The 19,069-nt window shown below is 71.2% G+C and carries 17 protein-coding genes; 15 read left to right on the forward strand and 2 right to left on the reverse strand.

The window, feature by feature from the left end; genetic code table 11:
• The first annotated feature begins 5 nt into the window (after positions 1-5).
• From ruvX to aroB, 5 genes are all read left to right on the forward strand, one after another.
• The gene (gene ruvX, locus EDF19_RS09635) at positions 6-449 is read left to right on the forward strand and encodes a Holliday junction resolvase RuvX (protein WP_185022793.1); all 444 of its coding nucleotides are present in this window, start codon (positions 6-8) and stop codon (positions 447-449) included.
• A gap of 71 nt (positions 450-520) precedes the next feature.
• On the forward strand, positions 521-2,146 hold the full coding sequence (mltG, locus tag EDF19_RS19380; RefSeq protein ID WP_260217073.1) for an endolytic transglycosylase MltG: 1,626 nt from the start codon (positions 521-523) through the stop codon (positions 2,144-2,146).
• A 42-nt stretch (positions 2,147-2,188) separates the two neighbouring features.
• A complete protein-coding gene (aroC, locus tag EDF19_RS09645) occupies positions 2,189-3,409 on the forward strand; it encodes a chorismate synthase (protein WP_123680702.1) in 1,221 nt (406 codons plus the stop codon).
• A complete protein-coding gene (locus tag EDF19_RS09650) occupies positions 3,406-4,098 on the forward strand; it encodes a shikimate kinase (RefSeq protein ID WP_311317103.1) in 693 nt (230 codons plus the stop codon). Before aroC ends, EDF19_RS09650 begins: the two co-directional genes overlap by 4 nt.
• Positions 4,095-5,192, forward strand: a complete 1,098-nt coding sequence (gene aroB, locus EDF19_RS09655) for a 3-dehydroquinate synthase (RefSeq protein ID WP_185022770.1) — start codon at positions 4,095-4,097, stop codon at positions 5,190-5,192. The genes EDF19_RS09650 and aroB overlap by 4 nt, the downstream gene beginning before the upstream one ends.
• Before the next feature lie 54 nt (positions 5,193-5,246).
• Here the strand turns inward: aroB and EDF19_RS09660 are convergent, their stop codons facing one another.
• Positions 5,247-6,560: an LLM class flavin-dependent oxidoreductase gene (locus EDF19_RS09660; protein ID WP_123680703.1), complete on the reverse strand. Its 1,314-nt coding sequence runs from the start codon at positions 6,558-6,560 to the stop codon at positions 5,247-5,249.
• A gap of 443 nt (positions 6,561-7,003) precedes the next feature.
• Here EDF19_RS09660 and EDF19_RS09665 point away from each other — a divergent pair, with 443 nt between their 5' ends.
• Positions 7,004-7,618: a deaminase gene (locus EDF19_RS09665; protein WP_123680704.1), complete on the forward strand. Its 615-nt coding sequence runs from the start codon at positions 7,004-7,006 to the stop codon at positions 7,616-7,618.
• Between the two features lie 10 nt (positions 7,619-7,628).
• On the opposite strand, the gene EDF19_RS09670 is transcribed toward EDF19_RS09665, so the two are convergent.
• The gene (locus tag EDF19_RS09670) at positions 7,629-7,808 is read right to left on the reverse strand and encodes a hypothetical protein (RefSeq protein ID WP_123680705.1); all 180 of its coding nucleotides are present in this window, start codon (positions 7,806-7,808) and stop codon (positions 7,629-7,631) included.
• A gap of 434 nt (positions 7,809-8,242) precedes the next feature.
• Between EDF19_RS09670 and EDF19_RS09675 the strand changes: the two genes are divergently transcribed.
• The 9 genes from EDF19_RS09675 (at position 8,243) to carB (ending at position 19,063) form a co-directional block, all read left to right on the forward strand.
• Complete coding sequence (locus EDF19_RS09675) at positions 8,243-9,934, forward strand: AarF/ABC1/UbiB kinase family protein (protein WP_185022771.1); 1,692 nt, start codon at positions 8,243-8,245, stop codon at positions 9,932-9,934.
• Positions 9,935-10,048: 114 nt separating this feature from the next.
• On the forward strand, positions 10,049-10,612 hold the full coding sequence (gene efp / locus EDF19_RS09680; RefSeq protein WP_017887175.1) for an elongation factor P: 564 nt from the start codon (positions 10,049-10,051) through the stop codon (positions 10,610-10,612).
• A gap of 11 nt (positions 10,613-10,623) precedes the next feature.
• The gene (gene nusB / locus EDF19_RS09685; protein ID WP_123680707.1) at positions 10,624-11,076 is read left to right on the forward strand and encodes a transcription antitermination factor NusB; all 453 of its coding nucleotides are present in this window, start codon (positions 10,624-10,626) and stop codon (positions 11,074-11,076) included.
• 24 nt (positions 11,077-11,100) lie between these two features.
• Positions 11,101-11,700, forward strand: a complete 600-nt coding sequence (gene pyrR, locus EDF19_RS09690) for a bifunctional pyr operon transcriptional regulator/uracil phosphoribosyltransferase PyrR (RefSeq protein WP_311317105.1) — start codon at positions 11,101-11,103, stop codon at positions 11,698-11,700.
• Positions 11,700-12,659, forward strand: coding sequence for an aspartate carbamoyltransferase catalytic subunit (locus EDF19_RS09695; protein WP_123680708.1), 960 nt, complete (start codon positions 11,700-11,702; stop codon positions 12,657-12,659). The genes pyrR and EDF19_RS09695 overlap by 1 nt, the downstream gene beginning before the upstream one ends.
• The gene (locus EDF19_RS09700; protein WP_123680709.1) at positions 12,656-14,014 is read left to right on the forward strand and encodes a dihydroorotase; all 1,359 of its coding nucleotides are present in this window, start codon (positions 12,656-12,658) and stop codon (positions 14,012-14,014) included. Before EDF19_RS09695 ends, EDF19_RS09700 begins: the two co-directional genes overlap by 4 nt.
• Positions 14,011-14,574, forward strand: coding sequence for a hypothetical protein (locus EDF19_RS09705; protein ID WP_123680710.1), 564 nt, complete (start codon positions 14,011-14,013; stop codon positions 14,572-14,574). The genes EDF19_RS09700 and EDF19_RS09705 overlap by 4 nt, the downstream gene beginning before the upstream one ends.
• Entirely contained in the window at positions 14,571-15,770 is a 1,200-nt protein-coding gene (gene carA / locus EDF19_RS09710) for a glutamine-hydrolyzing carbamoyl-phosphate synthase small subunit (RefSeq protein ID WP_123680711.1), read from the forward strand. The genes EDF19_RS09705 and carA overlap by 4 nt, the downstream gene beginning before the upstream one ends.
• Entirely contained in the window at positions 15,770-19,063 is a 3,294-nt protein-coding gene (carB, locus tag EDF19_RS09715; RefSeq protein WP_123680712.1) for a carbamoyl-phosphate synthase large subunit, read from the forward strand. Before carA ends, carB begins: the two co-directional genes overlap by 1 nt.
• Positions 19,064-19,069: the final 6 nt, after the last annotated feature.

Here is a 19,069-nt window from a genome sequence, read left to right on the forward strand (position 1 = left end):
TGGGCATCCGGTCCGGGCGTCGTCTCGGCGTCGACGTCGGGCGCGCCCGGATCGGCGTCGCCGTGTGCGACCGTGACGGGCTGCTCGCGACGCCGGTCGAGACCGTGCGCCGCGACGACAGCGCCGACCTGCGCCGCATCCTGGAGATCGCCGACGAGTACGACGCGCTCGAGGTCGTCGTCGGACTGCCGCTGTCGATGTCCGGCGGCGACACCCCGTCCACCGAGGACGCCCGGGCCTTCGCGGCACGGATCGCGGCGCACCGACCCGTGCGGCTCGTCGACGAGCGACTGTCGACCGTGACGGCCCAGCGCGGGCTGCACCAGGCGGGCAAGAACACGAAGAAGTCGCGGTCCGTGATCGACCAGGCCGCCGCTGTTATCATTCTGCAACATGCGCTCGACCACGAGCGCAGTGCCGGTGCCCCTCCGGGCACCACGCTCCCCTGACAGGGCTGCCCTTCCGTCACAGCGACACGACGGTGCGCAGGTGGAGTTCCCGACCGAGAGACCGAGGACCGTTGGCAGACGATCTGGACTGGAACGCGATCATCGCGCCCGGCAGCGACGCCGAACGGCGGAACACCCCTTCCGACCGTACGGCGGGTACCGGTGACCGCGACGACGCCGTCCGTTCGACCCCGCAGCCCGACCGCCCGATGTCCCGCCGCGAGGCGCGAGCACTCGAGGCGGAGCGCGCACGTCGCGACGCCGAGGCTGCTCCGGTGGCCGAACCCGCTGTCCGTGAGTCCGAGCCCGTCGAGCCGGCGGTGCAGCGCCCGTCCCTCGAGCGCCCCGTCTCACCCGCGGACGCCCCGGTCGCGCGCCGACCCGAAGAACTGCACCCCGAGGTCGCCGCTCTGCTGACGGGCGAGATCCCTCGAGACGCCCCGTCAACCGGCGGGCCCGGCGCGAACGGCCCCGACGGGACCGACGGAACCGACGGCGCGGGCGCGACCGACGGCGCGGGCGCGACCGGCGGCGCGGGCGCGACCGGCGGCGGTGGAGCCGGGGGACGTGGCGGACGCGGGGGACGCGGCGGACGTGGTGGAGCCTCCAGGCCGCCGCGCGGACCGAAGCCGAAGCGTCGACGCGGACCGCTCATCGCCGGCATCGTGATCGTCGCCGTCGTGCTCGCGGGCGGAGTCGGCGCGTACGCGTTCGCCGCCCCGAAGATCCAGCAGGTCATCTCGGCGATCGGCGGCTCGAAGGAGCCGGACGACTACAGCGGGACCGGCACGAGCAAGGTCACCATCACGATCAAGCAGGGCGACATCGGCGAGAACGTCGCCGCGACCCTGCAGCGCAGCGGTGTCGTCAAGGACTCGAAGGTCTTCTACAAGCTCCTGCTGGCGTCCCCGGACGTCCAGTTCCAGCCTGGTTCGTACGCGCTCAAGAAGCAGATGAGCTCGAAGTCGGCGCTGGCGGCGCTGCAGGACGACAAGAACCGCGTGCAAGCGTCGATCGTCATCCCCGAGGGCACCGCGCTGGCCGACATCGAGGCCGGCATGGTCTCGAAGGCCGGGCTGACCAAGACCGAGGTCGCGAACGCCGCGAAGGACGTCTCCGCCTACGGCCTGCCGTCCGGCGTCACCACGCTCGAGGGCTGGCTGTTCCCGGCCACGTACCCGATCAACCCGGGTTGGACGGCGAAGCAGTACTTCCAGTCGATGGTCGACACGATGCAGGAACACCTGGCGGCCGCCGGCGTCAAGGAGGCCGACCAGGAGCACGTCATCGTGTTCGCGTCGCTCGTGCAGAAGGAAGCCGGCCTCGCAGCCGACTACCCGAAGGTCGCGCGGGTGTTCCAGAACCGCATCGACCAGGGCATGCGCCTGCAGTCGGACGCCACCGTCGCGTACGGCACGGGGAACACGCACACCGTGACGACCACCGATGCCGAGCGGGCCGACGCGTCGAACGAGTACAACACCTACGTGCACGACGGCCTGCCGCCGGCACCGATCTCGAACCCCGGGGACATCGCCATCAAGGCCGTCACCAACCCGGCGGCCGGCAAGTGGCTGTACTTCGTGACCGTCGACCTGGAGACCGGCGAGACGGTGTTCTCGGACACCTACGACCAGCACCTCGTCGCGGTGAAGCAGTTCCAGGCGTGGCTCCGCGCGCACCCCGACTACCAGTAGGGCGCGACGACTCGGAGCGGAACGCTGTGGGAGGATTGCTCCATGCTTCGTTGGTTGACTGCTGGTGAGTCCCACGGACCCGAACTGATCGCGATGCTCGAGGGCCTGCCCGCGGGTGTCCCGGTGTCGTTCGAGTCCATCCGTACCGATCTCGCGCGCCGCAAGCTCGGCTACGGTCGCGGCTCGCGGATGAAGTTCGAGCAGGACGAGCTGCACGTGTCCGGCGGTGTCCGGCACGGGTACTCGCTCGGCAGCCCGATCGCGATCCGGATCGGCAACACCGAATGGCCGAAGTGGGTCGAGGTGATGAACCCGGAGCCGGTCGAGTCCACCGAGATGTCCCGTGGTCGCAGTGCGCCCCTCACCCGGCCGCGTCCCGGCCACGCCGACCTGGTCGGCATGCAGAAGTACGGCTTCGACGAGGCCCGGCCGATCCTCGAGCGTGCGAGCGCCCGCGAGACCGCGGCCCGTGTCGCCCTCGGCGCCGTCGCGAAGTCCTTCCTGGCCGAGCTCGGCATCCGCTCCGTCGCCCACACCCTGCAGGTCGGCACCGTCCGCGTACCGGACGGCACCGCACTGCCGCTGCCCGACGACGTGGACCGTCTCGACGAGGACCAGCTGCGCTGCTTCGACGCCGAGACGTCGGCCCGAATGGTCACCGAGGTCGAGGCCGCGAAGAAGGACGGGGACACGCTCGGCGGTGTCGTCGAGGTCCTGTTCTACGGGGTCCCGCCGGGGCTCGGATCGCACGTGCAGTGGGACCGTCGGCTCGACGCCCGCCTCGCCGCGGCGATCATGGGGATCCAGGCGATCAAGGGCGTCGAGGTCGGTGACGGCTTCGCGACCGCCGGCCGCCGCGGATCCGCCGCCCACGACGAGCTGTACCGCGAGGACGGCGAGATCTACCGCACGAGCGACCGTGCCGGCGGCACCGAGGGTGGCATGTCCACCGGGACGGTGCTGCGGGTCCGCGCAGGCATGAAGCCGATCGCGACCGTGCCGCACGCGCTGCACACCATCGACGTCGTCTCCGGTGAGGACGCCTCGGCGCACCACCAGCGTTCGGACGTCTGCGCAGTGCCGGCTGCGGGTGTCGTGGCCGAGGCCATGGTCGCCCTGGTCCTCGCCGACGCCGTGCTCGAGAAGTTCGGCGGCGACAACGTCGTCGAGACGAAGCGCAACCTCGACGCCTACCTCGCAGCGATCCCGGAGACCCTACGGACCCGTCGGACGGAGCCCGCGGCACCGGCCGACGCCCAGTGAGCACGGCCGGCGGCGCCGCGGCCGGCGGCGGGGACACGGCCGGCGGCGGGGACGCGCCCGCGCCCGTCGTCGTCATCGGCCCGATGGGCGCCGGCAAGTCGAGCGTGGGCAAGCGCGTCGCGAAGGCGCTCGGCGTGCCGTTCACCGACACCGACCGTGTGATCGTCCGCGAACACGGACCCATCCCCGGGATCTTCGCCGACCGCGGGGAACCTGCGTTCCGCGCCCTCGAGGCCGAGGCGGTCCGGACGGCCCTGGCCACCGGCGGCGTCATCGCCGTCGGCGGGGGAGCGGTCACCCACGCCGCGACCCGCGATGCCCTCGCCGGCGCTCGCATCGTCCTGCTCACCGTCTCGCCGGAAGCGGTGGCGGAGCGCATCGCCGGGTCCGACCGGCCGCTCCTGGCGAGCGGGGGCATCGACGCCTGGCAGACGATCATGGACGAGCGTGCGGCCACCTACGCGGAGCTCGCCCACGTGGTCGTGGACACCTCACGCCGACCGATGTCCCGCGTCGTCGACGAGGTCGTGGCCTGGCTGACGAGCGACAGCAGCGCCACCGACACCGGCGTCACCAGCACCGGCGGCACCGACACCCGCGCCATCAGCACCGGCGACAACGACACCGTCGCCACCAACCCCAGCGCCCCCAGCAGCACCAGTGACACCAGCACCGAAGGAGCACCGTGACCGAGTCGATCCTGCCCGCCGGCACCACCGAGATCCGCGTGGGCGGCGACGACGGCTACGTGGTCGCCGTCGGATCCGGTCTGCTCGACTCGCTCCCCGCGGTCCTCGGCCCGCGCGTCGCCAAGGTCCTCATCGTGCACGCCCCGACGCTCGGTGCGCGGGCGAACGACCTCCGTGCGCTCCTGGCCGACGCCGGACTCGAGGCCCTCATCGCCGAGGTCCCCGACGCCGAGGGTGCCAAGCGCGTCGAGGTCGCCGCGTTCTGCTGGCAGATCATGGGGCAGTCGGACTTCACCCGCACCGATGCCGTCATCGGTCTCGGCGGCGGCGCCGTGACCGACCTCGCCGGCTTCGTCGCCGCCACCTGGCTGCGCGGGGTGCCGTACGTGGCGGTCCCGACGAGCGTGCTCGGCATGGTCGACGCGAGCGTCGGCGGCAAGACCGGGATCAACACGAACGAGGGCAAGAACCTCGTCGGCGCCTTCTTCGCTCCCCGCGCGGTCATCGCGGACCTCGACCTCGTCCGCACGCTGCCACGGAACGAGATCCTGACCGGCTTCGCCGAGATCGTGAAGGCCGGGTTCATCGCCGTGCCCGAGATCCTGGACATCATCGAGGCGGACGTCGCCCGGGTGACCGACCCGACGACGCCGGAGTTCCGTCGCGTCGTCGAACTCGCGATCGCCCTGAAGGCCGAGGTGGTCTCCGACGACTTCACCGAGCAGGGCCGCCGCGAGATCCTGAACTACGGCCACACCCTCGGCCACGCCATCGAGCACGCCGAGCGCTACCAGTGGCGGCACGGTGCCGCGGTGTCGGTCGGCATGGTCTTCGCCGCCGAGCTCGCGCGTCTCACCGGGCACCTGGACGACGCGACGGTGGACCGGCACCGGGCGATCCTCGACTCGCTCGACCTGCCGACGACCTACGGGCTGGGGCGCTGGCAGGGCCTCCTCGCCGCGATGCGCCGGGACAAGAAGGCCCGTGCCGGCATGCTCCGGTTCATCATCCTGGACGGCGTCGGCAAGCCGACGATCCTCGAGGGCCCCGAGGACCACCTGCTCTTCACCGCCTACCAGGAAGTCGGCGTCTAGCCGAAGCGCGGCGTCGCAGCGCAGCGCAGCGCAGCAGCGCAGTGGCGCCGCGCCTCAGTACTTCGCGACCCCCAGGTGGTCGCGCAGGTGCTCGCCGGTGTACTCGGTCCGGTGCAGTCCGCGGCGCTGCAACTCCGGCACCACGAGCTGCGTGAAGTCCTCGACCCCGGTCGGGAAGTGCGTCGGCACCGCCAGGAACCCGTCGCACGCTCCGCCCTCGACCCACTCCTGCATGGTGTCGGCGATGGTCGACGGCGAGCCGATCATCTTCCGGTAGCTGCCCTCGGCGAAGTACCGGGCGGTCTCGATCACCGAGAGTCCCTGCTGGCGGGAGACCGCCATGATCGCTTCCCGGTGTGACTTGCCGGCGTTCGACTCCGGCAGGTCGGGGACGGGCGCGTCGAGGTCGAACTGGGTGAAGTCCACGCCGCCTGCCAGCGGCTTGAGGTTGCTCAGGGCGAGGTCGTCGGGGATGAGCGCCATCATCCCGTCGGCGAGGTCTTGGGCGTCCTGGTCGGTCGCGCCGACGATCGGGGTCATCCCCACCAGGACCTTGACGTGCTCCGGGTCGCGTCCGAAGCGTTCGGCGCGTGCCCGGATGTCGTCGCGGAAGGCGCGGCTCTCCACCGGGTCTGACTGCAACGTGAACACGACGTCAGCGGTCCGGGCGGCCAGTTCGCGACCCGGTTCGGACGCCCCCGCCTGGAACACGACGGGTCGACCCTGTGGGCTCCGCCCGGTGGTGAGCGGCCCGCGGACGGTGAAGTGCTCACCGCGGTGCTGCAGGAAGTGCATCTTGTCGAGGTCGAAGTAGGTGCCGGACTCCTTGTCGCGCACGATGGCGTCGTGCTCCCACGAGTCCCAGAGGCCCGTGACGACGTCGACGAACTCTCCGGCCCGTTCATAGCGGGCGGCGTGTTGCACGTGGGCGTCGAGTCCGAAGTTCTGCGCCTCGTCCTCGTTGAACGACGTCACCAGGTTCCAGCCCGCGCGGCCGTTGCTGATGTGGTCGAGCGTGGAGAACCGTCGCGCCGTGTTGTACGGGTCGTTGTAGGTCGTGGTCGAGGTGGCGGCCAGCCCCAGGCGCGAGGTCCGCATCGCCAACGCGGGCAGCAGCATGGTCGGGTCGAAGTGGATGGACCGCGGGTTCGCGGCCCCGTGGGTGTCGCCGGCGAGTATGTCGTTGCTCCGCCGGACGGCGGCCTGGTCCTCGAAGAACAGGGCGTCGAGCTTCGCGGCTTCGGCGAGCTCGGCGGCTCGCACGTAGTGCTCGATGCCGAGGTCGAGTTCGGGCACGGCGTCCGGCAGGCGCCAGGCACCGAGGTGGTACCCGGGGAACAGGAACAGGGCGAGGTGGATCGTGGTCATGAGGGGTCCTCTCGACAGGGGACGGCGGAACGGCTGGGTGGGTGCCTCCGGCAGACGGCCTGGAGGCACGGGGCCGGGTCTGCGCACCGGCTCGCGTCGACGAGACGGGCGGCGTTCCACGGCACGGGGACGGGTCACGACGACGACGCGCGACGAGCGGACGGCGTGCGTGCGGCGCCGAACGGGCACCGCCGCGGACGTCAGTGCAGCGGACGTCGGTGCCCGCTGACGTCAGTGTGTGCGAACGTCAGTGTCCGTGTGCGATCGCGCCGCGGGGCCAGCGTCGGGGCGTGTACGCGGAGTCGTGTGCCGTCATCGCCGCCCCTTCCGTTCCCGGTGCCCCGACCGCTGCCGAGGCTGTTCCCGACGCTACGGGCGAGGTGTTTCCGTGGCGTTTCGACCGGGAAACACCGCGGAAACGATGCGGGGTTAGCGTCACCGCCATGTCCAGCGCAGCCCTCGCCCCGTTCCCGACCGAGCTCCGGGTCGGCGTGCCCGACTGGCTCCGCGACGCGCACGCAGCGGTGCCGGAGCGGCTCCCGACCCGTGCCGAGCGGTTCGCCCTCGTGAACGCACTGGCCGCCCGGAACATCGAGGAGGGGACCGGTGGCCCGTTCGCCGCGGCCGTCGTCGACGAGGAGACCGGCGACGTGCTGTCGATCGGGGTGAACCTGGTGCTGCACTCGAACGTCTCGTCGATGCACGCCGAGGTCGTCACCCTCGGGCTCGCCCACAGCCGGACCGGGTCGTGGAACCTTGGCCGCGACGTCGGTCACCGCCGCGTGCTCGTCGTCAACGCGCAGCCGTGCGTGATGTGCCTCGGGGCGCTCCTCTGGTCGGGTGTCTCCGCGCTCGAGTTCGCGGCCGACGGGTCGACCGTCGAGCGCATCACGGGGTTCGACGAGGGGCCGGTGCCCGCGGACTGGCGTGCCCAGCTCGTCGAGCGGGGGATCGACGTGCACCAGGAGGGGGATACCGGCGAGGAGGTCGCACTCGAGCGCTACCGCGACCTCGTCGAGTCCGGCACCACCGCGCGCTACAACGGCAGCGGCGCCTGACAGCTGCGCGTCAGCGGAGCACGCGCCGTGTCCGCCGCCACCACCACTTGATCCGCAGGGACACGGTGAGCACGCCGGTCCGCCGCCACTCACGGAATTCGGGAACGGTGGCACCGTTGTCCCAGGCGAAGAGCACGTCGTCGTCCTCATCGACGTCCGGCGCGTCCGGGAGGGGTCGCAAGATCGACATCAGGGGGGTCCTCTTCCTGTGGGTGAGCGTGATCGGGTGCGATGCGTCTCCGGAGCGCACGGGTGGCGAGCCGTCGGTCGGCCTTCGACCACCACCGTACGGTCTCGAGGTCACGAAGCACAGTTGTTGAAATGTCGTATGCAACGCTGCTCGTACGCTGCGTGACCGACCAGGTGAACCGCCGCCAGGCGTGGTCTCGGTCGGTCGTCCGTCGGCTCTGGAACGCCCCGAACCAGCTGACGATCGCGGCCACGATCGCCGCGCCTGCGGCGATGAACGCCGCGACCAGTGCTGTCTCCATGGGGCCAGCCTGCGGCAGTGGACGCGACCGGGCGCCCGCGGTCGGCCGAACTGTGGAGGCCGCCCCGCTCCTCCCGGCCTGTGCGGGACAGAGCGCACCGAAGGTGAGCAGGCAAGGGGAGCAGACTGACGACGTGCCCACCCCACCCCGACTGAGCGACCTCTCCGGCCCCCCGGCCACCGACACCGGCACCCTCCGCTCCCGCAGCCGGCGCTTCACCGAACTGCTCGGCATCGCCAGACGCCACCATCTCGTGCCCTTCCGTCGGCTCGACTTCTCACGCGACCCGGCAACGTCCGACCTCCGCCGCAGCCAGGCCGAGCACCTGCGTCGGGCGCTCGAGGAGGCCGGCGGCGGCTTCGTGAAGATGGGCCAGCTGCTCTCGACCCGTGACGACCTGCTGCCGGACGAGTGGACCGAGGGGCTCGCGCACCTGCAGCGGAACGTGACCGCGGCGCCGGCGGACCAGGTACGGGCCCTGCTCGAGCAGGAGCTCGGCGCCCCGGTCGACGAGGTCTTCCAGGCCTTCGACCCCGTGCCCGTCGCCGCCGCCTCGATCGCCCAAGTGCACCGCGCCCGGCTGCACGACGGCACCGCGGTCGCGGTGAAGGTGCAGCGCCCCGGCATCGACGCCGCGGTCCGCCGTGACGTCGACATCGCCCTGCGCGTGGTGCGGTTCATGGCCCGGTGGTCGACCGAGGCGCGCCAGGTCGGTGTGCAGGACGTCGCGGCCCAGTACGCGGCGGACCTCGTCCGCCAGGTCGACTTCGTCTCGGAACTCCGGAACCTGACGGCCCTCCGTGCGGCACAGGCCCGGAGTGCCCGGCCGGACGAGGTCCGCTTCCCCGATCCGTACCCGGACCTGTCCGGCCGTCGGGTGCTCGTGATGGAGTTCCTCGAGGGCGACACCCTCAGCGCGATCCGCGCCGAGCGCGCGGACCGCGACCTGGACGGCCCGATGCGGACGATCCTCCGCGCCTTCCTCCGGCAGGTCGTCTTCGACGGGCTGTACCACGCGGACCTGCACCCGGGGAACGTGCTGGTGCTGCCCGACGGTCGGCCCGCGTTGATCGACTTCGGATCGGTCGGGAGGCTCGACCCGACCCTCAGGGACACGGTGCAGGACCTGCTGGTCGCGTACCTGCAGGACGACACGTCCCGGATCGCCGACGCGGTGCTGCGGATGGCGCCCGTGCGCGACGCGCACGACGAACCCGACTTCCGTCGGGACATCGCGCGGTTCGTCGCCGACGAGCTCGGCCCCGGCGCGCGCATCGGCGTGGAGACCGTCGACGACGCGGTCGAGGTCTTCGGGCGCTACCGGTTGAAGGCCCCGGCGGACTTCGTCGCGGCGGCCAGGGCCCTGGCGATCTTCGAGGGGACGCTCCGGACCCTCGCGCCGTCGTTCGACCTGCTCGAGGAGTCCCGCGGTCTGGCACGCGAGCAGATCACCGACCAGCTGCGTCCGGGCAAGCTGCGTGACCTCGCGGCGAAGGAGCTCATCGGGGTGGTGTCCGCGGCACGGCGGCTGCCGCGTCGGGTGGACCGCATCGGCGAGGCGATCGAGACCGGCAAGTTCACCGTGAACATCCGCCTCTTCGCCGATCGACGTGACCGCGACCTGGTGTCCGGCATGATCCGTCGCATCCTGCTCGTGCTGCTCGGCGCCGGTGCCGGGATCCTGGCGATCGTGTACCTGGCACTGCCGGCACGACCCGACGCCGCGATCACCACGGTGGTGGCGGGGGCGCTGCTCGGCGGTGCGGCGGTGGTGCTGCTCGGCTGGGCGGCGATCGACTCCTGGCGCGCCCGGCGACGGCGGTGACCCAGTGGCGCGCACCGCGCCGCGAGCAGCGCGCGGGCGTCCGCTACACTCGTCCGGGACCCAGCGCGGTCCGAAGACCTTTCACAACACGACCGAACGGGACACCGAAGACTCATGGCCAGTACCACTGACATCAAGAACGGCGCCGTTCTCATCATCGACGGCCAGCTGTGGTCGGTCGTGGAGTTCCAGCACGTCAAGCCCGGCAAGGGTGGCGCGTTCGTCCGCACCAAGCTGAAGAACGTCGTCTCCGGCAAGGTCGTCGACCGCACCTTCAACGCCGGTGCGAAGATCGACACCGCCGTGGTCGACCGCCGCGACTACCAGTTCCTCTACGAGGACGGCGACTCCTACGTGTTCATGGACACCGACACGTACGACCAGATCCCGGTCTCGGCGACGGTCGTCGGCGACGCCAAGAACTACCTGCTCGAGTCCGCGATGGTCACCATCGCGATGAACGAGGGCAACCCGCTCTACGTCGAGCTCCCGACGTCCATCGTGACCGAGGTCGAGACCGAGCCGGGCCTGCAGGGCGACCGTTCCTCCGGTGGCACGAAGGACGCGACCATCATCGCGACCGGCCACCGCATCCAGGTCCCGCTGTACCTGGAGAGCGGCACCCTGGTGAAGATCGACACGCGCGACGGCAGCTTCCTCGGCCGCGTGAACTCCTAGGCGCTGACCGTATGAGTGCTCGTTCGAAGGCCCGCAAGCGCGCCCTCGACATGCTGTACGTGGCCGAGGTGCGCGACCTGCCGATCGCTGACGTCCTCGCCACCGAGACCGTCCGGCACCTGGACAACCCGGAGCGTGCGTCCAGCTGGGACTACGCGCGTCAGATCGTCACCGGTGTCGACGAGGCCCGGCACGAGATCGACTCCGTGATCATCGACCACGCCCAGGGCTGGTCCATCGCGCGGATGCCGGTCCTCGACCGCTGCATCCTCCGCATGGGCGTCTGGGAGCTCCGGTTCAACGACGAGGTGCCCGACGCCGTCGCCATCGCCGAGGCGGTGGAGCTCGCCCAGTCGCTCTCGACGGACGACTCCGCGGGCTTCGTCAACGGCGTGCTCGGCGCCGTCGCGGGCGGTCGTGCACCGTCCGGTCGGACGGTCGCAGGGGACCAGGAGTCCCGGTAGGGTTGACCACGTCAGCATCCTTTAATGCCGTCCAGTGAGGCGGGGAAGGGGGTCGACGTGGGCACCAGAACGGTCCTGCAGCAACCCGACATCACGCGTGCTCTGACACGCATCGCGCACGAGATCCTCGAGGCCAACCACGGCGGCTCGGACCTCGTCCTCCTCGGCATCCCGACCCGGGGCGCCGTCCTGGCCGAACGGCTCGGCCGCATCCTGGCGGACATCGAGCCCGACTGGCAGTCCGCGGTCGCGGGCATCGGTTCCGAGCGTGTCGGCACGCTCGACGTCACGATGCACCGTGACGACCTCGGGCACGGCATCGGCCGGGCGCCGCACCGCACGGTGATCCCCGCCGGCGGCATCGACGGCAAGGTCGTCGTGCTCGTGGACGACGTGCTCTACTCGGGCCGGACGGTCCGGGCAGCACTCGACGCGCTGCAGGGGATCGGTCGACCGCGTGCCGTCCGCCTCGCTGTGCTCGTCGACCGCGGCCACCGCGAGCTGCCGATCCGCGCGGACCACGTCGGCAAGAACCTGCCGACCGCGTCCGACGAACGGGTCACCCTGCACCTGTCCGAGACCGACGGCGACGACACCGTGTTCATCGAGCAGGGGGTGGCGTGATGCGGCACCTGCTCTCCACCGCCGACCTCTCCCGCGACCAGGCCGTGCACATCCTCGACGTCGCCGAGGAGATGGCCGAGGTCAACACCCGCGAGGTCCGGAAGCTCCCGGCGCTCCGCGGCAAGACCGTCGTGAACCTCTTCTTCGAGGACTCCACGCGCACGCGCATCTCGTTCGAGGCCGCCGCGAAGCGCCTCTCCGCCGACGTCCTGAACTTCGCCGCGAAGGGCTCGAGCGTCTCGAAGGGCGAGTCCCTCAAGGACACCGTGCAGACGCTCGGCGCGATGGGCATCGACGGCATCGTCATGCGCCACGGTGCCTCGGGTGCACCCCGGGTGCTCGCCGACGCCGACTGGATCGACGTCCCGGTGGTGAACGCCGGCGACGGCACCCACGAGCACCCGACGCAGGCGCTCCTCGACGCCTTCACCATGCGACGCCGCCTGCACGGCGCGGGGTCGCGGGGCCAGGGACTCGACGGCGTCCGCGTCCTGATCATCGGCGACGTGCTGCACAGTCGCGTCGCCCGGTCGAACGCCTGGCTCCTCCGTACCCTCGGTGCGACGGTGACGTTCGCCGCCCCGCCGACGTTGCTGCCCGCGACCACGACGCCGTTCGGCGCAGCGGTGCACCACGACCTCGACGTCGCGCTGGCCGAGGACCCGGACGTCGTGATGACCCTCCGCATCCAGCAGGAGCGGATGAACGACGCGTTCTTCCCGAACCCGCGCGAGTACACGCGGCACTGGGGGCTCACGGCGGCGCGGTTCGCGCGGCTGTCGGAGCGCACACTGATCATGCACCCCGGGCCGATGAACCGCGGGCTCGAGATCGCCGGCGTCGCCGCCGACGACCCCCGCTCGACGGTCGTCGAGCAGGTCGAGAACGGCGTCTCGGTCCGGATGGCAGTCCTCTACCTGGCCCTGACGGGCACCGAATCGAAGGAGACCGTCGCATGACCGCACACCTGATCCGCGGCGCGCAGCTGGTCGACGGCTCGCGTGCCGACATCCGGCTGCAGAGGGGGCGCATCACCGCGGTCGGGTCCGGTCTCGACGTGGCCGGTGCCACGGTCGTCGACGCGGACGGGTTGATCGCCCTCCCCGGTCTCGTCGACCTGCACACCCACCTGCGTGAGCCCGGTCACGAAGAATCCGAGACGGTCCTCACCGGCTCGCGGGCGGCAGCGGCCGGCGGCTTCACCGCCGTCAACGCGATGGCGAACTCGAGCCCCGTGGCGGACACCGCCGGCGTGGTCGAGCAGGTCCAGGCGCTCGGCGACGACGCCGGCTACGTGACGGTCCGACCGATCGGCGCGGTGTCGCAGGGGCTGCAGGGCACGCACCTGTCGGAGATCGGCGCCATGGCGACGAGCAGGGCGAAGGTCCGGGTCTTCTCGGACGACGGCTCGTGCGTGTCCGACCCGCTCCTCATGCGCCGCGCACTCGAGTACATCAAGGGCTTCGGCGGCGTGCTCGCGCAGCACGCCCAGGAGCCCCGCCTGACCATCGGTGCGCAGATGAACGAGGGCCGGCTGTCGTCGGAGCTCGGGCTCGCGGGCTGGCCGGCCGTCGCGGAAGAGGCGATCATCGCCCGCGACGTCCTGCTCGCCGACCACGTCGGGGCTCGGCTGCACGTCTGCCACGTCTCCACCGCCGGCAGCGTCGAGGTGATCCGATGGGCGAAGTCCCGCGGCATCGACGTCACCGCCGAGGTCACCCCGCACCACCTCGTGCTGACGGAAGACCTCATCGCAGGCCGCGACGGAGCTCCCGGCTACGACGCCCGCTACAAGGTGAACCCGCCGCTCCGTGCCCGCGAGGACGTCGACGCCCTGCGCGCGGCCCTCGCCGACGGCACCATCGACATCGTCGCGACCGACCACGCGCCGCACACGGCCGAGGCGAAGTGCTGCGAGTGGCCGGCGGCGGCGAACGGCATGGTCGGCCTCGAGTCGGCGCTGAGCGTCGTGCAGTCCGCCGTGGTCGACAGCGGCCAGCTCGACTGGGCCGACGTCGCCCGGGTGCTGTCCGAGGCTCCGGCACGCATCGGCCAGGTCGAGGGTCACGGGCAGCGCATCGCCGAGGGCGCTCCCGCAGAGATCACCCTCTACGACCCGACGGCCAGTCGCGAGTTCGCCGTGACCGACCTCGCGGGCCAGTCGCAGAACTCGCCGTACCTCGGCATGACGCTGCCCGGCCGGGTCGTCGCGACCTTCCACCAGGGCTACGCGACGCTGCTCGACGGTCAGCTCGTCGACGCGGACACGATCGCCGCGCACGCCGCGGCGCTCCGGACCGGGGCCCGCGCATGAGCGGCGACGCCGGACGCTGGCTGCTCGGCGGGGTCATCCTGCTCGCGGTGGCCGCGCTCTTCGTCGCCATGGCACGCACCTGGCGGACGCGAGCCAGGAAGCAGGCGGAAGCCGTGCCTCCAGTCCGCGTCCCCGCCACCGTCGGACCGGCGGTCGGGTCGTGGGACGGGTTCACCGTCGCGACGACCCGCGCCGACCAGCCACTCGAGCGCCTGACCGCGGGCGGACTCGGTTTCCGGGGTCGCGGCGGCGTGACCGTCCACGACACCGGGGTGGTGCTCCACCTCGCCGGTGCCGACGACCGCTGGGTCGCGCGCGACGCGGTCCGCGGTGCTGACCGCGCCACGTGGGCGATCGACCGGGTGGTCGAGCCCGGGGGACTGGTCCGTCTGCGATGGACGGCGACCGGCGCCGCAGGAGCGACGGACCTCGACACCTACTTCCGGTTCCCGGAGGGCGACGCAGCCGCGCTGCACGCCCTGCAGGGACTGACCGTGACCGGGCCGCAGGCAGCTGCGGCCGATGCCCCGCGAACCGCGGGCGAAGGGAAGAAAGCATGACACGCGAACGGGCCGTCCTGGTCCTCGAAGACGGCACCCGGTACGACGGCTGGGCCTACGGCGCCCGTGGGCGCACGCTCGGCGAGGTGGTCTTCGCGACCGGCATGACCGGGTACCAGGAGACGCTCACCGACCCCTCGTACGCCGGCCAGATCGTGGTGCAGACCGCTCCGCACATCGGCAACACCGGTGTGAACGACGAGGACCCCGAGTCCCGTCGCATCTGGGTCGCCGGGTACGTGGTGCGCGACCCCAGCCGCGTGGTCTCGAACCACCGCGCGAACGCCTCGCTCGACGAGCACCTGGTGCGCGACGGCATCGTCGGGATCTCCGGGATCGACACGCGTGCGCTGACCCGTCGCATCCGCGACGCCGGCGCCATGAAGGGCGGCGTGTTCAGCGGCGAGGACGCGCGGCTGTCGGAGGCGGAGCAGCTGGACGCCGTCCGGTCGCAGGCCACGATGGCCGGTGCGAGCTTCTCGGCGATCGTGTCCACCCCCGAGACCTACGTGGTCCCGGCAGAGGGCGAGCAGATCGGCCGGCTCGCCGTGCTCGACCTCGGCGTGAAGGCGTCGACGACCCGGTACCTCGCCCAGCGCGGCTTCGAGGTGCACGTCGTGCCGCAGGACATCTCCGCTGCCGATCTCGAGGCGTTGGCGCCGGACGCGCTCTTCTACTCGAACGGCCCAGGCGACCCCGCGGCGAGTGACGCCCAGGTGGAACTGCTGCGTTCGAGCCTGTCCACGGGGCGTCCGTTCTTCGGCATCTGCTTCGGCAACCAGCTGCTCGGCCGGGCGCTCGGCTTCGGCACGTACAAGCTGCCCTTCGGGCACCGCGGCATCAACCAGCCGGTGCTCGACACCACGACCGGCAAGGTCGAGATCACGAGCCAGAACCACGGCTTCGCGGTCGACGCACGCCTCGGCGAGGTCCTCGAGTCCCCGGCCGGCTTCGGTCGGGTCGAGGTCTCGCACTACTCGCTGAACGACAACGTGGTCGAGGGCCTCCGCGCGCTCGACGTGCCCGCGTTCAGCGTGCAGTACCACCCCGAGGCCGCCGCTGGTCCGCACGACAGCATGTACCTCTTCGACCGGTTCGCGGACCTGGTGCGCGCGCGACGTTACGGGGAGCCGCTCGACGCGGCCACCGCCGACGCGACCACCCCCGCAGCAGACATCACCAAGGAAGCGAACTGATGCCCAAGCGCGCAGACATCAACTCCGTCCTCGTCATCGGTTCCGGCCCGATCGTCATCGGTCAGGCCGCCGAGTTCGACTACTCCGGCACCCAGGCGTGCCGCGTCCTCCGCGCCGAGGGCGTCCGGGTCATCCTCGTGAACCCGAACCCCGCGACGATCATGACCGACCCCGACTTCGCCGACGCGACCTACATCGAGCCGATCACGAACGCGTGCCTCGAGGAGATCATCCGCATCGAGAAGCCGGACGCCGTCCTGCCGACCCTCGGTGGCCAGACCGCCCTGAACGCCGCGATCGCCCTCGACGAGGCCGGGATCCTCGAGAAGCACGGCGTCGAGCTCATCGGCGCCAAGGTCGACGCGATCCAGCGTGGCGAGGACCGGCAGCTCTTCAAGGAACTCGTCCTGGAGTCCGGTGCCGACGTCGCCCGCAGCCACATCGCCCACACCCTGGAAGAGGCGAAGGAATTCGCGAAGGACCTCGGCTACCCGCTGGTCGTCCGCCCGTCCTTCACCATGGGTGGCCTCGGCTCCGGCTTCGCGTACAACGAGGCCGAGCTCGTCCGCTTCGTCGGTGACGGGCTGCAGTCCAGCCCGACGACGGAGGTCCTGCTCGAGGAATCCATCCTCGGCTGGAAGGAGTACGAGCTCGAGCTGATGCGCGACAACTACGACAACACCGTCGTCATCTGCTCCATCGAGAACGTCGACCCGGTCGGTGTGCACACCGGTGACTCGATCACCGTCGCCCCCGCGCTGACGCTGACCGACCGCGAGTACCAGAACATGCGGAACATCGGCATCGACATCATCCGTCGCGTCGGCGTCGACACCGGGGGCTGCAACATCCAGTTCGCCGTCGACCCGTCGAACGGCCGCGTGATCGTCATCGAGATGAACCCGCGCGTCTCCCGCTCGTCGGCCCTGGCGTCGAAGGCCACCGGGTTCCCGATCGCCAAGATCGCCGCGAAGCTCGCCATCGGCTACCGCCTGGACGAGATCCAGAACGACATCACGAAGGTCACCCCGGCGAGCTTCGAGCCGACGCTCGACTACGTGGTCGTGAAGACCCCGCGGTTCGCGTTCGAGAAGTTCCCCGCGGCGGACGCCACCCTCACCACGACGATGAAGAGCGTCGGCGAGGCGATGGCGATCGGTCGCAACTACGCGACGGCCCTGCAGAAGTCGCTGCGCTCGCTCGAGAAGCGCGGCTCGAGCTTCCACTGGGACACCCCGGCGGCGGAGCTCGACAAGGACGCCCTGCTGGCGAAGTCCGCGATCCCGACCGACGGCCGCATCGTCACGGTGCAGCAGGCCCTGGTCGCCGGCGCCACCGCGGACGAGGTCTTCGAGGCCACCAAGATCGACCCCTGGTTCATCGACCAGATCGTGCTCATCAACGAGGTCGCCGCCGAGGTCGCCGCCGCCGAGACCCTCGACGCCGACACCCTGCGCTGGGCGAAGGAGCACGGCTTCAGCGACACCCAGATCGCGTCGCTGCGGAGCACCGAGGCGGCGCCGGTCAGCGAGCAGCAGGTCCGCGACGACCGCCACGCGCTGGGCATCCGCCCCGTCTTCAAGACCGTCGACACCTGCGCCGGCGAGTTCCCGGCCCTGACGCCGTACCACTACTCGTCGTACGACGCCGAGACCGAGGTCGTCCCGAGCGACCGCAAGAAGGTCGTCATCCTCGGCTCCGGCCCGAACCGCATCGGGCAGGGCGTGGAGTTCGACTACTCCTGCGTGCACGCGTCCTTCGCGCTGAGCGACGCCGGCTTCGAGACGATCATGATCAACTGCAACCCCGAGACGGTCTCCACCGACTACGACACCTCGGACCGCCTGTACTTCGAGCCGCTCACGGCCGAGGACGTCCTCGAGGTCATCGAGGCCGAGGCCGCGTCCGGTGAACTCGTCGGCGTCGTGGTCCAGCTCGGCGGCCAGACCGCCCTGGGCCTGGCGAAGCCGCTCGAGGCGGCGGGGATCCCGATCCTCGGCACCTCGCCGACCGCGATCGACTCGGCCGAGGAGCGCGGACAGTTCTCCGCCATCCTCGACGCCGCCGGCCTGCTCGCCCCCCGGAACGGCACCGCACACGACCTCGCCAGCGCGGCCGCGGTCGCCGAGGAGATCGGCTACCCCGTCCTCGTCCGCCCGTCCTTCGTGCTCGGCGGCCGTGGCATGGAGATCCTCTACGACACCCCGTCGCTCGCCGACTACTTCGACCGGATGGCCGACCAGGCGATCATCGGCCCGGAGCTCCCGCTGCTGGTCGACCGGTTCCTGGACGACGCGGTGGAGATCGACGTCGACGCGCTGTTCGACGGAGAGCGCCTCTACATCGGCGGCATCATGGAGCACCTGGAAGAGGCCGGCATCCACTCCGGGGACTCGGCGTGCACCCTGCCGCCGGTCGGCCTCGGCCGCGCCGAGATCCAGGGCGTCGTCGACGCGACCGAGAAGATCGCCCGCGGCATCGGCGTCCGGGGTCTGCTCAACGTCCAGTTCGCCATCGGTGCCGGCGTGCTCTACGTCCTCGAGGCGAACCCGCGCGCCAGCCGCACCGTCCCGTTCGTCTCGAAGGCGCTCGGCATCCCGCTCGCGAAGGCCGCGTCCCGCATCATGACCGGCACCAGCGTCGACGAACTCGTCGCAGAGGGCATGCTGCCCGCCCGGGACGGCGCGTTCGTCCCGATGGAGGCACCCGTCGCCGTCAAGGAGGCCGTGCTGCCCTTCCGACGCTTCCGCACCCGCGAGGGCCAGGTCGTCGACTCGGTGCTCAGCCCCGAGATGCGTTCCACCGGCGAGGTGATGGGCATCGACCGCGACTTCCCGCGGGCGTTCCTGAAGTCGCAGGACGCCGCGTACGGCGGCCTGCCGACCAGCGGCACGGTCTTCGTGAGCGTCGCAGACACCGACAAGCGCGCCATCGTGCTGCCGGTGCACCGCCTGCAGCAGCTCGGCTTCACGATCATCGCGACGGAGGGCACCGCCGAGGTGCTCCGTCGCAACGGGATCGAGGTCCGGATCGTCGGCAAGTTCAGCCAGGGTGGCGAGAGCGTCGTCGACCTGCTGACCCGCAACGAGGTCGACATCGTGATCAACACCCCGTCGGGTGCCGCCGGCCGTGCCGACGGGTACGAGATCCGTGCGGCGACGGTCGCGGCGGACAAGCCGCTGTTCACGACGATCGCGCAGATCGGAGCAGCGGTCGCGGCGATCGAGACGATCGGTACGCCGCTCAACGTCCGCAGCCTGCAGGACTACGCGCTCGAGCGCGCCACCTGGTGACGGCTG

This window comes from Curtobacterium sp. PhB115, from assembly GCF_003752025.1.
Classification (GTDB): Bacteria; Actinomycetota; Actinomycetes; order Actinomycetales; family Microbacteriaceae; genus Curtobacterium.

Excerpts from the sequence above, each read along its gene's own strand:
- aroC (WP_123680702.1), top strand. The coding sequence starts at position 2,189 with ATGCTTCGTTGGTTGACTGCTGGTGAGTCCCACGGACCCGAACTGATC.
- EDF19_RS09660 (WP_123680703.1), bottom strand. The coding sequence starts at position 6,560 with ATGACCACGATCCACCTCGCCCTGTTCCTGTTCCCCGGGTACCACCTC.
- EDF19_RS09665 (WP_123680704.1), top strand. The coding sequence starts at position 7,004 with ATGTCCAGCGCAGCCCTCGCCCCGTTCCCGACCGAGCTCCGGGTCGGC.
- EDF19_RS09670 (WP_123680705.1), bottom strand. The coding sequence starts at position 7,808 with ATGTCGATCTTGCGACCCCTCCCGGACGCGCCGGACGTCGATGAGGAC.
- efp (WP_017887175.1), top strand. The coding sequence starts at position 10,049 with ATGGCCAGTACCACTGACATCAAGAACGGCGCCGTTCTCATCATCGAC.
- nusB (WP_123680707.1), top strand. The coding sequence starts at position 10,624 with ATGAGTGCTCGTTCGAAGGCCCGCAAGCGCGCCCTCGACATGCTGTAC.
- pyrR (WP_311317105.1), top strand. The coding sequence starts at position 11,101 with ATGCCGTCCAGTGAGGCGGGGAAGGGGGTCGACGTGGGCACCAGAACG.
- EDF19_RS09695 (WP_123680708.1), top strand. The coding sequence starts at position 11,700 with ATGCGGCACCTGCTCTCCACCGCCGACCTCTCCCGCGACCAGGCCGTG.
- EDF19_RS09700 (WP_123680709.1), top strand. The coding sequence starts at position 12,656 with ATGACCGCACACCTGATCCGCGGCGCGCAGCTGGTCGACGGCTCGCGT.
- EDF19_RS09705 (WP_123680710.1), top strand. The coding sequence starts at position 14,011 with ATGAGCGGCGACGCCGGACGCTGGCTGCTCGGCGGGGTCATCCTGCTC.
- carA (WP_123680711.1), top strand. The coding sequence starts at position 14,571 with ATGACACGCGAACGGGCCGTCCTGGTCCTCGAAGACGGCACCCGGTAC.
- carB (WP_123680712.1), top strand. The coding sequence starts at position 15,770 with ATGCCCAAGCGCGCAGACATCAACTCCGTCCTCGTCATCGGTTCCGGC.